The organism is Candidatus Eisenbacteria bacterium (assembly GCA_005893275.1).
In the GTDB taxonomy this organism is placed as follows: domain Bacteria; phylum Eisenbacteria; class RBG-16-71-46; order SZUA-252; family SZUA-252; genus WS-7.
Map to the genome: position 1 here is coordinate 41,230 of VBOW01000067.1, position 12,363 is coordinate 53,592.

The 12,363-nt window shown below is 69.8% G+C and carries 11 protein-coding genes; 6 read left to right on the plus strand and 5 right to left on the minus strand.

Annotated features, from left to right (window positions below):
* The first annotated feature begins 56 nt into the window (after nucleotides 1-56).
* The gene (locus E6K76_11015; protein ID TMQ57266.1) at nucleotides 57-866 is read left to right on the plus strand and encodes a glycosyltransferase family 2 protein; all 810 of its coding nucleotides are present in this window, start codon (nucleotides 57-59) and stop codon (nucleotides 864-866) included.
* On the opposite strand, the gene E6K76_11020 is transcribed toward E6K76_11015, so the two are convergent.
* Nucleotides 863-2,263 (minus strand): undecaprenyl-phosphate glucose phosphotransferase, encoded by a 1,401-nt coding sequence (locus E6K76_11020; protein TMQ57267.1) that lies wholly within the window; start codon nucleotides 2,261-2,263, stop codon nucleotides 863-865. The two genes, E6K76_11015 and E6K76_11020, sit on opposite strands and share 4 nt — an antisense overlap.
* A gap of 123 nt (nucleotides 2,264-2,386) precedes the next feature.
* Between E6K76_11020 and E6K76_11025 the strand changes: the two genes are divergently transcribed.
* Genes E6K76_11025 through E6K76_11045 form a run of 5 tightly spaced genes read left to right on the plus strand, consistent with a single transcriptional unit; the run spans nucleotide 2,387 to nucleotide 8,041 of the window.
* Nucleotides 2,387-3,307 carry a glycosyltransferase family 2 protein gene (locus tag E6K76_11025; protein ID TMQ57268.1) on the plus strand — a complete coding sequence of 307 codons (921 nt, stop codon included), beginning with the start codon at nucleotides 2,387-2,389 and terminating at the stop codon, nucleotides 3,305-3,307.
* Nucleotides 2,830-4,455 (plus strand): glycosyltransferase family 4 protein, encoded by a 1,626-nt coding sequence (locus tag E6K76_11030; GenBank protein TMQ57269.1) that lies wholly within the window; start codon nucleotides 2,830-2,832, stop codon nucleotides 4,453-4,455. The genes E6K76_11025 and E6K76_11030 overlap by 478 nt, the downstream gene beginning before the upstream one ends.
* 4 nt (nucleotides 4,456-4,459) lie before the next feature.
* The gene (locus E6K76_11035; GenBank protein TMQ57270.1) at nucleotides 4,460-6,019 is read left to right on the plus strand and encodes a hypothetical protein; all 1,560 of its coding nucleotides are present in this window, start codon (nucleotides 4,460-4,462) and stop codon (nucleotides 6,017-6,019) included.
* Entirely contained in the window at nucleotides 6,016-7,101 is a 1,086-nt protein-coding gene (locus E6K76_11040; GenBank protein TMQ57271.1) for a glycosyltransferase family 4 protein, read from the plus strand. The genes E6K76_11035 and E6K76_11040 overlap by 4 nt, the downstream gene beginning before the upstream one ends.
* Nucleotides 7,102-7,105: 4 nt before the next feature.
* Nucleotides 7,106-8,041 (plus strand): class I SAM-dependent methyltransferase, encoded by a 936-nt coding sequence (locus E6K76_11045; protein TMQ57272.1) that lies wholly within the window; start codon nucleotides 7,106-7,108, stop codon nucleotides 8,039-8,041.
* On the opposite strand, the gene E6K76_11050 is transcribed toward E6K76_11045, so the two are convergent.
* From E6K76_11050 to E6K76_11065, 4 genes are all read right to left on the minus strand, one after another.
* The gene (locus E6K76_11050) at nucleotides 7,963-9,159 is read right to left on the minus strand and encodes a hypothetical protein (GenBank protein TMQ57273.1); all 1,197 of its coding nucleotides are present in this window, start codon (nucleotides 9,157-9,159) and stop codon (nucleotides 7,963-7,965) included. The two genes, E6K76_11045 and E6K76_11050, sit on opposite strands and share 79 nt — an antisense overlap.
* A complete protein-coding gene (locus E6K76_11055; GenBank protein ID TMQ57274.1) occupies nucleotides 9,152-10,351 on the minus strand; it encodes a glycosyltransferase family 4 protein in 1,200 nt (399 codons plus the stop codon). Before E6K76_11055 ends, E6K76_11050 begins: the two co-directional genes overlap by 8 nt.
* Nucleotides 10,255-10,962, minus strand: a complete 708-nt coding sequence (locus E6K76_11060; protein TMQ57275.1) for a class I SAM-dependent methyltransferase — start codon at nucleotides 10,960-10,962, stop codon at nucleotides 10,255-10,257. Before E6K76_11060 ends, E6K76_11055 begins: the two co-directional genes overlap by 97 nt.
* A 57-nt stretch (nucleotides 10,963-11,019) precedes the next feature.
* Nucleotides 11,020-12,363 (minus strand): O-antigen ligase family protein (locus E6K76_11065; protein ID TMQ57276.1); only part of this gene is annotated, 1,344 nt, incomplete at its 5' end.

A 12,363-nucleotide genomic window follows, 5' to 3' on the forward strand; every position in this document is an offset into this window, starting at 1 on the left:
CGACCGGGGGCCTCCGCCCCTTGCCCGGTGCCGGAGGGCGTCCTAGTCTAGCGGGCGTGACCCCGGAACCGACGCGCCTCCCGGAGGCGTCCCCGCCCTCCGAGGCGGTCCTCTCCCCGCCGACGGTTTCCGTCATCACGCCCGCCCACGACGCGGCCCGTTTTCTCGACGAGACGATCCGCTCGGTGGCGGCGCAGACGTTCCGCGACTGGGAAATGATCATCGTGGACGACGACTCGGGTGACGGGACGCAGGCGATCGTGGAGCGCTGGGCGGCGTCCGATCCACGCATCCGGCTCTTCCTCCAGTCCCCCCGGCAGGGGGCCGGGGCGGCACGCAATCGCGCCCTGGAGGAGGCCCGCGGCCGCTTCGTGGCCTTCCTCGACAGCGATGACGTGTGGCGCTCCGAGAAGCTCGAGGTGCAGGTCGCTTTCATGCGGGAGACGGGAGCCGTCTTCAGCTTCGCCGGCTACTCCATCATCGACGAGCAAGGGAAGCCGGTGGGGCGGCCCGTGCGCGCGCCCGAGCGCGTCGACTACCGCTTCCTGCTTCGCAACACGATCATAGGCTGCCTGACCGTGATGCTCGATCGTGTCCAGCTCGGTCCTCTGCGCATGCCGGCGCTTCCGCAGCACGAGGACCTCTCCCTCTGGTACGACCTCCTCAGGCGGGGGGCGGTGGCGCGAGGAATCCCGAGGGATCTCGCGCTCTATCGCATGGTGCGCGGCTCGGCGTCGAGGAACAGAATCCGGTCCGCGCTCCACATGTGGAAGGTCTATCGCGACCGGGAGAGGCTCTCTCTCCCCTCCGCGCTCCAATGCTACGCCCACTACGCGTGGAACGCCTATTGGAAGGGCCGAATCTAGTGCGCGCTCTGATCGCGGAAGACGCGGAGCAGCGTCAAGAGGAGAATCTTGACGTCGAACCCCATGGACCAGTTCTGGATGTAGTACAGATCGTATTCGATCCGGCGATCGAGGGGCGTATCGCCTCGGAGCCCATTCACCTGCGCCCAGCCCGTGATCCCCGCCTTGACGTGATGGCGCAGCATGTAGCGCGGGATCGAGGCGCGGAACTGCTTCACGAACACCGGCCGCTCGGGGCGCGGGCCGACGAGGCTCATGTCGCCGACGAGCACGTTCCACAGCTGAGGCAGCTCGTCCAGGGATAGGCGGCGCAGGACCGATCCGAGACGGGTTCGCCTGGGATCTCCGGGACGGGTCCACACCGCCGTTCCCCCCACTTCCGCGTCGGCGCGCATGGTGCGAAATTTGTACATCTTGAAGCGCTTCCCGCTGAGCCCCACGCGCTCCTGCGCGTAGAGCGCGGGGCCCGGGGAATCCATCTTCACGACGAGGGCGAGCAGAAGAAGCAGCGGCGATAGGGCGATGAGCCCGATGAGCGAGAAGGTGAAGTCGAACGCGCGCTTCAAGACCGCGTTCCAGCCTTGGCCGGGGCTCTCGGTGATGAGAATGATGGGCGTTCCCTCGAAGTCCTCCACGCTCGCGTTCAGCGTGAACGTGCGCGCGAGGTCGGGCACCAGCCTGACCGCCGCGGTCGAATCGTTGAGCCGCTCCATCGCTTCCACCTCCGCTTCGAACTCGGAGCGGTTCAGCGCCAGGTAGACGAGCTCCGCGCCCGTCCGCTCGACCAGCTCGGGAAGCTCAGCCACGGTCCCGATCACACGCGAGGAGCCGACCGCCTGCCCGACCTCCGAGACATGGGCCGCCACGATCCCCTCGACCGCGAACCCGAAATCGCGCCCCGAGGTCATCTTGCGCTCCAGGTCCGTCGCGAGATCCCCGGTACCCACGATCAGCACGCGGCTGAGGTTCCGCCGATTGCGCCTCATCGAGCGGAGGACCAGGCGCACGGCGGTGTGCGCGCCGCAGAGCGCCAGGGATGCGATGGCTGCGAAAACGAGAAGCACCGACCGGCTCAGCTCCCCGCGCGAGAGATAGGAGCCGAGACCGGCCACCGCGGTGACGGCGACGATCCCCTGGACCAGGGAGAAGATCTCTTGCGAAAGGCGGACCGTGCGCGTCGCGCGATAGAGATGAAGGGAACGCAAGATCATCAGCGCGACGGGCGTGAGCACGGCCCCGATCCACAGATAGAGCTGGATCGGGGGGACGCCGAGAGGCGCGGGCATGCCGAGCCCGTAGAAGCGCAGCCAGTAGGCGGCGAGCCAGGAGGCCGCGATCAGATGGCCGTCGAGGAGGAAGAGGCCGGTCGCGAAGAGCTGCCGATTCTTGGTGAGCATAGGATTGGGTAGGGGCAGCCGCGCTTTGCCGCGCGGATACGGCCTAATTTTACCCGAATCGCCTCCCGGACGGAAGCGTCTCCTGCTACTATCCGGGACAGGCGCTCGATCCGCGTCCGAACCATGACCGCTCCCGACGTCAGCATCATCATCGTCAGCTGGAACACGCGCGATCTGCTGCGGGACTGCCTTCGGGCGGTCGAGGGCTCGGCCGGCACCGCGACCGAGATGATCGTGGTCGACAACGCCTCGAGCGACGGCAGCGCCACCATGGTGCGCGCCGAGTTTCCCGGGGTGCGGACGATCGAGAACCCTGGGAATCGCGGATTCGCCAAGGCCTGCAACCAGGGGCTCACGGTCGCGCGCGGGCGGTATCGTATGCTCCTCAATTCGGACACGCGCGTGAATCCGGACGCGTTGGCCCGGCTGGTCGCCTTCATGGACGCGCACCCGAGGGCCGGCGCGTGCGGACCGCAGCTTCGCCACTTCGACGGAACCCTGCAGCCCAGCGGGCGCGCCTTCCCAACCCTGCTCGCGGCCGTGATCGCGGTCACCCCGGTGCCCATGTGGGTGCGCCGCGTGACCGCGGACCGGTTCGAGCGCCGCGACTACAGCCGAGCCTGCGAGGTCGACGAGCTCACGGGGGCCGCCCTCTGCCTGCGCGGCGAGGCGCTCGATCAGGTAGGGGTGCTGGACGAGGATTTCTTCTTCTTCGGCGAGGACGTGGACCTCTGCTGGCGGCTCCACAAAGCGGGCTGGACCGTGACCTACCTGCCCGAGGCCTTGGTCCTCCATGGCTGGGGCGGCAGCCGCGGGAAGGTCCGCGAGCGCACCAGCTTGCTCATCCAGCGCGCCTACGTCCTCCTCATGCGCAAGCACAGGCCCGGGCTCGCTCCGGCCGTCGTGACCGCCCTGTCGTTCGTGCTCACGCTCCTCAAGGCGGTGCGGCGGGCGCTCCCCGCCTGGGCGCGGGGCGGCCCGAGGGCGGCGCTCGCTTCGCTGCGGGTGCATCGGGACGAGCTCTTCTGGCTGTGCGCGCGGTGAGCGTGCCGCGCGTCGTGATCGACATCTCGGCCGGCGTTCACGAAGGCGCCGGAAACGCCCGGTACGTGCGCGAGCTGGTGCAGGCGTTGCGCGTCCTGCCGGACGCCCCCGAGCTTGCTCCCTACAGCACGGCCGGACCCATCCACGCCGACGCGCCGGAGTGGCTGCTTCAGCTTCCGCGGCGCGAGCTCACGTGGCGGGACCGCGCGTGGCGCGGACTCTCGCTCGCCTCGCAGCTTTCGGGAGTCTCGCTCCGCTCCCTGCTGCCCGAGGGCGATCTCGTGCACGCGACGAACTCCATCCTGCCCCACACCGGGAAAACCCCCACGGTGCTCACCGTGCAGGACGTCACCTTCTTGAGCCACCCGGAGCTCCACTCGAGGCTGAGCCGCTTCCATCTGCGCCGGATGGTGCCGCGAGCCTGCGGACGCGCCCGGCTGGTCGTCGTCCCCTCCCGGGCGACGGCCGAGGAGCTCAAGCGCCGCTCGAGCGTGGATGAGGCCAAGATTCGGGTCGTGCCCGACGGCTACGACGAGGCGCGATTCACCCCCTACGCGGGCCCCGACGACGCCGCGGTGCTCGAGCGTCATGGCGTGGACGGACCCTACGTGCTCTTCGTCGGGACCATCGAGCCCCGGAAGAATCTCGTGCGCATGCTGGAGGCCTTCGCGCGGGTCCGCCGCGAGGGGCTCCCGCACCGGCTCGCCCTGGCGGGGGGACTCGGCTGGGGCTACGAGCCGGTGATGGAGCGCCTCGCATCCCCCGACCTCGATGGAGGGGTCGTGCGGCTCGGGCGCGTCGCCGACGCGGATCTCCCGGCGCTCTATCGCGGCGCGGCCGCGTTCGTCTACCCGTCCTTGTTCGAAGGGTTCGGCCTGCCGGTGCTGGAGGCGATGGCGTGCGGCGTGCCGGTGGTCACCTCGAACGCCTCGAGCCTGCCGGAGGTCGCGGGCGAGGCGGCGTTGACCGTGCCGCCCCACGACGTGCCGGCGCTGGCGGCGGCAGTGCGGGCCGCGCTGACCGACGAGGGCCTCGCGCTGCGGCTTCGTGCCGCGGGTCCCATCCGGGCGGCGGGCTTCACGTGGAGCGGCACGGCCCGCGGGATGGCCGAGGTCTACCGGGAGGCGCTGGCCGTTGGCGCAGGCTGAGCCCATGCGGGCCGGGTCTGGCCGGGCGTCGGACCCGGCGGGAGTGGGTCGCCGCCTCGCGGCGAACACCCTGCACGCCGCTTCCGGGCGGATCCTCGGGGTCCTCCTCTGGTTGGTCTTCACGCCCCGAATCCTTCAATCGCTGGGCGTCGAGGGCTTCGCGATTTGGTCGCTCTTCCTCGCGCTCACGGGATACCTCTCGGCGCTCGACCTGGGGCTCGTGCAGAGCACCCTCCGGCATGTGGCGGCCGCCCGCGCGCGCGGATCCCACGAGGAGGCCGGCGCGTTCGCGACCCTCGGCGTCGTCGGCTTCCTCGCGCTCGGCGTTCTGTGGCTCGCGCTCCTGGCCGGGCTCCACGACTTCGCGCTTCGCGTGCTCCGCGTTCCTGCGTCTCAGGCCGCGGCCGCCCGGTTCGCGTTGGTCGCCGGGGGCGCGGCGTTCGCCCTGGCCGGAATCTCGAACGTCTTTATGGCGGTCGCGCAGGCGTACGGCCGGTTTGATCTCGCGAACTCCGTCGCCGTGACGATCAGCCTCTTCCAAGGCGCCGGCCTCCTCGTCGTGCTCTCCCATGGCTGGGGGCTCCGCGGGCTTGTGGCGAGCTTGTGCCTGGCGTTGTCCCTGGGCATCGGCCTGGCCGCGGCCGTGCTCGCGAAGAAGGTGCCCGAGTTTCACTGGAGCTCACCGCGCCGCTCCATGCCGCGCCTCCGCGAGGCCTTGTCGTTCGGCGGGACGATGCAGCTGGCCGGTATTTTCTCGGCGTTCCATCTCCAGCTCGACAAGCTCCTGCTCGCGGGCTTCATCGCCCTGGCGGCCGTCACCCCGTACGAGCTGGGGGCCCGTGTCGCGATTTCGGCGAGCACCTTCCCGCAATTGCTGCTGCTCGCCGTCCTCCCCGCCGCGGCCGCGTTTCACACCGAGGACGACCGTGCGCGCCTGCGAGAGCTGTACCGCAGGGGGGGACGTTACGTGCTCGGGGCGGGGGCGATCGCCCTTGCGATCCTCCTCGGCACCGCGGATCGACTCTTCGTAGCCTGGCTCGGGGCGGGCCACGAGGTTTCCGCCGGGGTGCTTCGGGCCCTCGCGATCGGATTCGCGGTCGCGCTCGCCACCGGCATGGGAACGAGCCTGGTGCGTGGTGTGGGGCGCCCCGATATCGAAGCGTGGTTCGCCGGGGTGGTCGCGGCCACGCATCTCGCGCTCAGCCTCTGGCTCGTGCCGGCGCTAGGGCTCCGCGGCGCGCTCCTCGCCTGGGTGGTTTCCAATACGGCGGGGGCCGCGTTTTTCCTGTGGCGCCTGAGCGGCCTGCTCCACTGGCACCGCCGCGAGGTGCTGGTCGAGCCGCACGTCGTGCCGGCCCTCGCCGCGACCCTCGGTTGGGCCGCCGCGGCGATGGCGGACAAGGCGCTCCCCGCCGCCGCCGGGCTCTCGGCCTGGCTCGCCGCGATGCTCCTCGGCGCGCTCGCCGCGACGGTCGTGATCGCCGTGCTGCTGGGGTCGCGCTATCTCGATCTGCGGGAGGTGCGGTCCCTCTGGCCTTCCCTCCGGAAAGCGAACGCGGCGTGAGGGTGACCTTCGTGCTGCCGGCCGCCTCCTTCACCGGCGGCGCCCGGGTGGTGTTCGAGTACGCAACCCGCTTGAAGGCGTTCGGTCACTCCACCTCGGTCGTGTTCCCGATGCTTCCGTACCGGTTCCGAGATTCGGCGAGGCGGTTCTCGGGCGTGCGCTCCTGGCTCGGGGGCATGAAGAACAACCTGCTCTACGGGCCCCGCCCACCGCGGCAGCCGATGCGGGGAGGCATCGTGATGGTGCCCAGGATCGCCGATCGGTTCCTGCCCGACGCCGACGCCGTGGTCGCCACGGCCTGGCCGACGGCGTATTCGGTCTTCCGGCTCTCCCCCGCGAAGGGCGCGAAGTGCTACCTCGTCCAGCACCGGGAGATCGACAGCGGCCTGCCGCGCGACGTGGACGGCACGTACCGCCTTCCGCTCTTCCGCATCGCGGGGTCGGAGTACACGGCGCGCCTCCTGCGTGAAACGGTCGGCGTCGAGGTGGACGCCGTGGTCCCGAACGGAGTGGACGTGGAGTTCTGGTCCGCCCGCCCGGAGCCGCCGCCGACCCGGTCCGGGGTGCTCATGCCGCACGCGCCCGGGGAGCGCAAGGGCGCGGCCGATGGATTCGCCGCATTCGAGCAGGTGCACCGTAGGTGTCCCGGCCTCGCGCTCCGCTGCTTCGGCCGGGAGCGCACCCCGGACGTGCCGGCGTTCGTGGAGTACGTTGAGAATCCGGACGACGATGCCCTTCGCAGGCTCTACGCCGAGGCCTCGGTCTTTCTCTTTCCGAGCCGGTACGAAGGCTACGGGCTCCCGCCGCTCGAGGCGATGACGGGAGGCTGCCCCGTGGTGGCGACGCGCGTCGGGGCGGTGCCCGATTTCTGCGTGGACGGCGTGAGCGGCGTCCTCGTCGAGCCCCGCGACGCGGACGGAATGGCTCGCGCCGTGCTCGCGCTGCTCGAGGACCGGGCGCGACGGGAGCGCTTGGGCGAGGGGGGGCGATCCCGGGCCCGCGCCTTCGACCTCGCGCTCGCGACGCGGCAGTTCGAGCGCGCCCTCGCCCGCGCCGTGCAACGCTCCGGCGGGAGCCGCTGACGCCATGCCGCTCAAGGCGGAGCGCTTCCTCGAGGCGGCCCGCGCGCGGCTCGAGCCGCTGCGCGGCACGTACATCTACGAGCCGATCTCGCGCGACCTGCTGGCCAAGACCGAGCAGGTCGACTCGGGCTACGGGCGTTGGCTCGCCGCCCTCCTGCCGTACCTGGCGGTGGAGTGCGGCGTCGCGGGGAAACCGCGCGTGCTCGACTTCGGGTGCGGGTCGGGGGAGCTGACGGTGCTGATGAACACCCTGGGCTTCGAGGTCACCGGGCTCGACCTCCACGAGGAACACCTCGCGCTCGCGCGGATCCTGGCCGCCGAGAACGGCGTCTCCGGGGAGCGCTTCGTGCTGCACCGAGGCGGGCCGCTCCCTTTCGCGGACCGGTCGTTCGATCTCGTCACGCTGTTCGTCGTGCTGGAGCACCTGAGCGACCCGGTGCTCGATCTCGTGATCCCGGAGCTCCGCCGCGTCTGCTCCGGCGGGCTTTTCATTCAGGTGCCGAACCGGCTTCAAACCCGCGACGATCACACCGGGCTCGCGTTCGTGCCGTGGATGCCCCGCTGGCTCGCCGCCCGGTACGTGGGTTTGCACGGCCCGCGCCACCGGTACGCGATTTCACGCGACGGGAGCTGGGACGTTACCTACCGGACGTTCGGGGCGATCCGGCGTACATTCGAAAGGCACGGCTTGAGCGTCCGGTTCGTCCCAGACGCGCTGGTCTATCCCCCGCTCGATGTGGCGCGGCCGCTCCTCCAACCCCCGGAGGGCACCCCGGGGTGGAAACGCCTGGCCCACCGCGCGGCGCGAGGGGCGATACGGGTCCTGCTCGGCGGCGAGCCGCCCCCGCAGGCGTGGTATCCCTACTTGAACTTGCTCGCGACCGCGCGGCGGGCGCCCGCCCACGACGCCGCCGCGAAAGCGATCCCCACGAGGACGTAGAGCAGATCGAGCAGCTCCTCGTCCCCGAAATTCCACTCCATGAGACCCGAGACCAAAAACCCCGCGAGGGCGGCCGAGACGCCGAGCGAAATCGCCGGGCCGAGGCCCTCCCCCGACTCTCCGGCCTTGCGCGAGGATAGGAAGCCCTCCGAGGCCGCCCGCATGAGCCCGGTCAAAACGAACCCAAGGGCGGCCAGCCCGACGATCCCCATGGAGGCCGCGACTTGGAGATACGTGTTATGCAGATGTCCCGCGGGCTCGACCGCTGCCGGCGATTTGTACTTTTCATAGATCGAGTGAAGGTCCTGTAATCCGACGCCGGTCCAAGGATGGTCGCGCAGCATCCGAACGCCGGCTTTCCACATGTGGATCCGCTCCGTGTTCCAGGGGCTTTGCCGGTCGAAGATGCTGAACGCGCGCGCGTGGTAGGCGCCGGGCAGTAACGCCGCGAGCATCAGGACGGCGGCGCCGAGGGCGGGAAGCCATCGAGCGCGCGTGCAGGCCACGATGACCGCGAGCGCCGCGATCGTGCCGATCCAGGCGCTCCTCGTATAGGTCCCCGCGAGCGCGGGGAGAAGCACCCCGAGAGCAAGGAGCGCGCCCGCCCGCCAGCGTCCCTCGCAACGGATCGCGATCGCGCCGGCGAGGGAGGAGAGGAGGAGCGCCTGCCCGCCGAAGGTGAGCGGATGCCCGACCGCCCCCTTGACGCGATTCGGAAACTCGGGGCCCTGCGCGACGAATCGCGCGAGCGCGTAGACCGCGGCCAGGCCGGCCGAGGCGAGGAGCACCGCAATCGCGCGCCGCGCGAGCTTCTCGTCCCGCGCGTGATGGGCGGCGACGGGGACGAGCAGGAGCAGGAATCCCTTGAGAACCCGGGGCCAACTCGCGCCGGGGTCGAGCGCGAAGAGGGAGACGAGCGCCAGGGCGGCGATCCAGGCGATCGCCGGAAGATCGACCGGGGTGCGAATCCACGGAGGCCCGTGCGGAAGAAGCCAGAGAAGAACCGTGAGCGCGACGCAGAGGACGAGCGCGACGGACATCGGGGCCACGGACCAGGGGAGCGCGACGGCAAGGAGGAGAAAGGAGAGGGCGGACGCTTTGCTCAGGGCGTCAACCACCGTTCATGGCCTCGCGATATGCCTCCATCGTAAGCTCCGCGGTGCGCTCCCACGAGAACGCCCGGGCCCGCGCGATCCCGCGCCGGACGAGGTTCTCGCGCCGCGCGCTGTTCTGGAGCAGATCGGTCATCGCCTCGGCCCAGACCTCGGGCTCGCTCGGCGGGAGGAGCGCGGCGGCGTCGCCGAGCGTTTCTTTGAGCGCGCCCGCCGAAGAGGAGAGCACGGGCGTTCCGCACGCCATCGCCTCGAGGGGAGGGAGCCCGAATCCCTCATCCAGCGAGGGCTGCACGTACAGCGCGGCTCCGGAATAGAGAAGCGCGAGATCGTCGTCGTTGTTCAGCGGGCCCGAGAAATGGATGCACGTGGATACCCCGGCGCGCACGGCGCGCTGAGCGAGCGGATGGCCGAGCCGCCACGGCGGGCCGGAGAGCACGAGCGGAAGCCTCTCGGAGCGCGGCAGACGCTCGAGCGCGTCGATCAGGAGCGCGAGATTCTTGTGCTTCTTCCGGGCGCCGACATACAGAAAATACGCCGAGGGGAGCGCTCGCTCGCGCAAGAAGCGATCCGCATCCTCCGTCGATCTCCGGGTGAACTCCTTCGAGATCCCGAGCGGCACGATGCGCACCCTGTCCCTCGGCACGCCCAGGATCTCCATCACGTCGTTCTTCACGTGGGTCGAGTCCACGAGGACGATGCGCGCCTTCCGCACGGCGGCGCCCGCGATCGTGCGCGCGTAGATGCCGGCGCCTGCCGGGAAGAACCTCGCGAACCGGACGTGGATCAGATCGTGCACGGTCACGATGGCCGGGCAATGGATCGGCAGGGGGAGGGTGTAATGGGGCGAGTGGTAGAGATCGACGCGGGCCCGGCGGGCGGCGCGCGCGAGAAGCCAGTGTTCGGATACGGAGTACTTCCCCGCGCTGACCTTGACCTCCTCCGCCGGCGAGCCCGCGGAGGCGATCGCCCCGAGATCCTGCTCGAGCAGAAAGACGACGAACCGGTGCCCATCCTTCCGCTCGAAGAAGACGGTGAGAAGGTTGCGGATGTAGGTCCCGATTCCTCCGTCGCGCAGCTTCCGCGCGTCCACGCCGATTCTCAACGACGCCCTCCCGGCCCGGGGGAGCTCCTCACCGGACGCGCGACGAACAGGTACTGATACACCGTGAACGGCTTCAGCAAGCCGAGCGAGCACACCACGAGCGCGTCGTAGAGCCGGTTTCGACTCCGATTCTCGGAACGCCGGAGGATCTCGTAGCCGGTCTCGGCCAGCATCTCGCGCATTGTATGCAGGGTGAAGAAGCGCAGGTGGGACCGGTCGAGGATTCCCGACTCCTCATACTCGAATCGGTCGGCGACGAGGGACCAGAGCGGCCTCAGGTGTCGGAGGTTGGGCAGACTCACAACGAGGACGCCCTTCGGGTCGAGGAGCCGGCGAAGCTCACGAAGGACCGCCCACGGATCGCGCGTGTGCTCGAGGATGTCGGCGCAGAGGATGCAATCGAAGTAGCCGTCGGGCGCCGGAACCGTGCAGGTCTCGACGTCTCCGCTGAGAACCCGGTCGAGCCGGGGGCCCGCGACCTGCGAGGCCCGCTCCGTCCCCTCGATTCCCCACGCCTCGGCAATCTCCAGGCGATCTTTGGCGGCTCGGGCCGTGGCGCCCGTGCCACAACCGACGTCGAGAAGCCTCCGGGTCCCTCGGGGTATGAGCGCCAGGACGTCCTCGCGAACGAGATCGAAGTACCCGGCGGGCTTATCGGCGTACAGGGATGGACTCGTCATCTCCCTATCGGTCGTCGCGTCCACGTGGAGCCTCCGGTCACGCTCGCTCCCGGCGCCCCACGAAGCGAGCCCCGGAGTCTATCACGCGGCCCCACGCGCGGGCGCACGCGAGTCCGCGCGAATCGCCCAGAAAACACCCCACACGTACGCGAACACGAACGCGGTGGTCACATCGGCCAGGGAATAGTTCGTGACCAGGATCACCAGCACCTGAACCGTCGCCGCGATCGCGGCGATCGCCCAGGTCCGAACGAGCCACGAGGAATCCTCCTCGGCGACCCGCTTCGCCGCTCGGACCAGAGTCCAGAGCAGGAATCCGAAGGCGGCCAGACCTGGGATGCCGAGCTTGAGCCAGATGAGAAGGTAGTAGTTGTGAATGAACCACTGCTCCTGGGTCCTGCCCACGAGGGAGTCCCGATTGAGGATGGCGTAGCCGAATCCCTTCCCGATGACCGGAGACTCAAGCGCGACGTCGACGGCGCGCCCGTACTCGACCAGGCGGAACACGTTGGAGGCGGTCGCGCCGCTCATCTCGGTCGAGAAGGAGGCGCCGAATCTCCTACCCACCGAGGATAGTAGATCCCCTTTGCCGAAATAGAGAACCGAGAGCCCCAGGGTCACCACAAAGACCGCCAGGAGAGCTGGGAGCGCCAGGAGGCGGCGTGAACGGGTCTTGGGCTCGAAGCGCCCCAGGTTGCGCCAGCACAGGATCGTGGATGCGAGGAGCCCGGCGATGAATCCGAACCAGTACCCGCGGGTGAAGGAGAAGAGAAGGTGCGCGAGCATGGGGACCATGCCGAGAAGGCACAGCACGCGAATCTTTCTTCTCGGGGCAAGGAGAGCCGCCGTCCAGAGCCCGACGGCGACGATCCCCGTCACGGTCGTGAAGTAGATGCCCCCCAGCCGCTGGCGGTAGATCTGCAGCATGGTCAGGCCGAACGCAGTGTGGATCAGGCCGATCGCCACCAGGGCGAGCCCCGCGTAGGCGGCGCTCTTCCGGCCGTAGACCTGGATCATCCCGAGCCCCAACGCCGGCCAGAGCGCGGCTGCGAGCTCGAGGCCCAGATACCGAAGATTGTTTCCGTGAACCAGGCCGACGACGACCCCGAGGGCGCAGGCGCCGAGCCAAACCGCGAGCCCCAGCGCCATCCCGGAAGGAGGATGGGTCCAGCCCCTCCAGGCGCTGCGCCAGATCAAGAGGAGGGCGGTCCAGGCAAGCCACGTGCAGACGACGGTCATCTCCAGAGTGAGGTGGCCGGTCTTGTAGTCGACGAACGTGGCCAGCAGGACGGTGACGACAAATGTCGCCCGGATGTCGAGGAGCGACCAGACGCCGAGGGCGGCCACCCCCCCCAGCAGGAGGAGAAGCCACCAGGCGCCGGTCGCCAGGGACCCGATCAACACGGCGGGCGCGAGAGCCGCCGC

What these genes read in the sequence shown, in the direction of transcription:
- E6K76_11020 (TMQ57267.1), bottom strand. Translation starts at nt 2,263, where the DNA reads ATGCTCACCAAGAATCGGCAGCTCTTCGCGACCGGCCTCTTCCTCCTC.
- E6K76_11025 (TMQ57268.1), top strand. Translation starts at nt 2,387, where the DNA reads ATGACCGCTCCCGACGTCAGCATCATCATCGTCAGCTGGAACACGCGC.
- E6K76_11035 (TMQ57270.1), top strand. Translation starts at nt 4,460, where the DNA reads ATGCGGGCCGGGTCTGGCCGGGCGTCGGACCCGGCGGGAGTGGGTCGC.
- E6K76_11045 (TMQ57272.1), top strand. Translation starts at nt 7,106, where the DNA reads ATGCCGCTCAAGGCGGAGCGCTTCCTCGAGGCGGCCCGCGCGCGGCTC.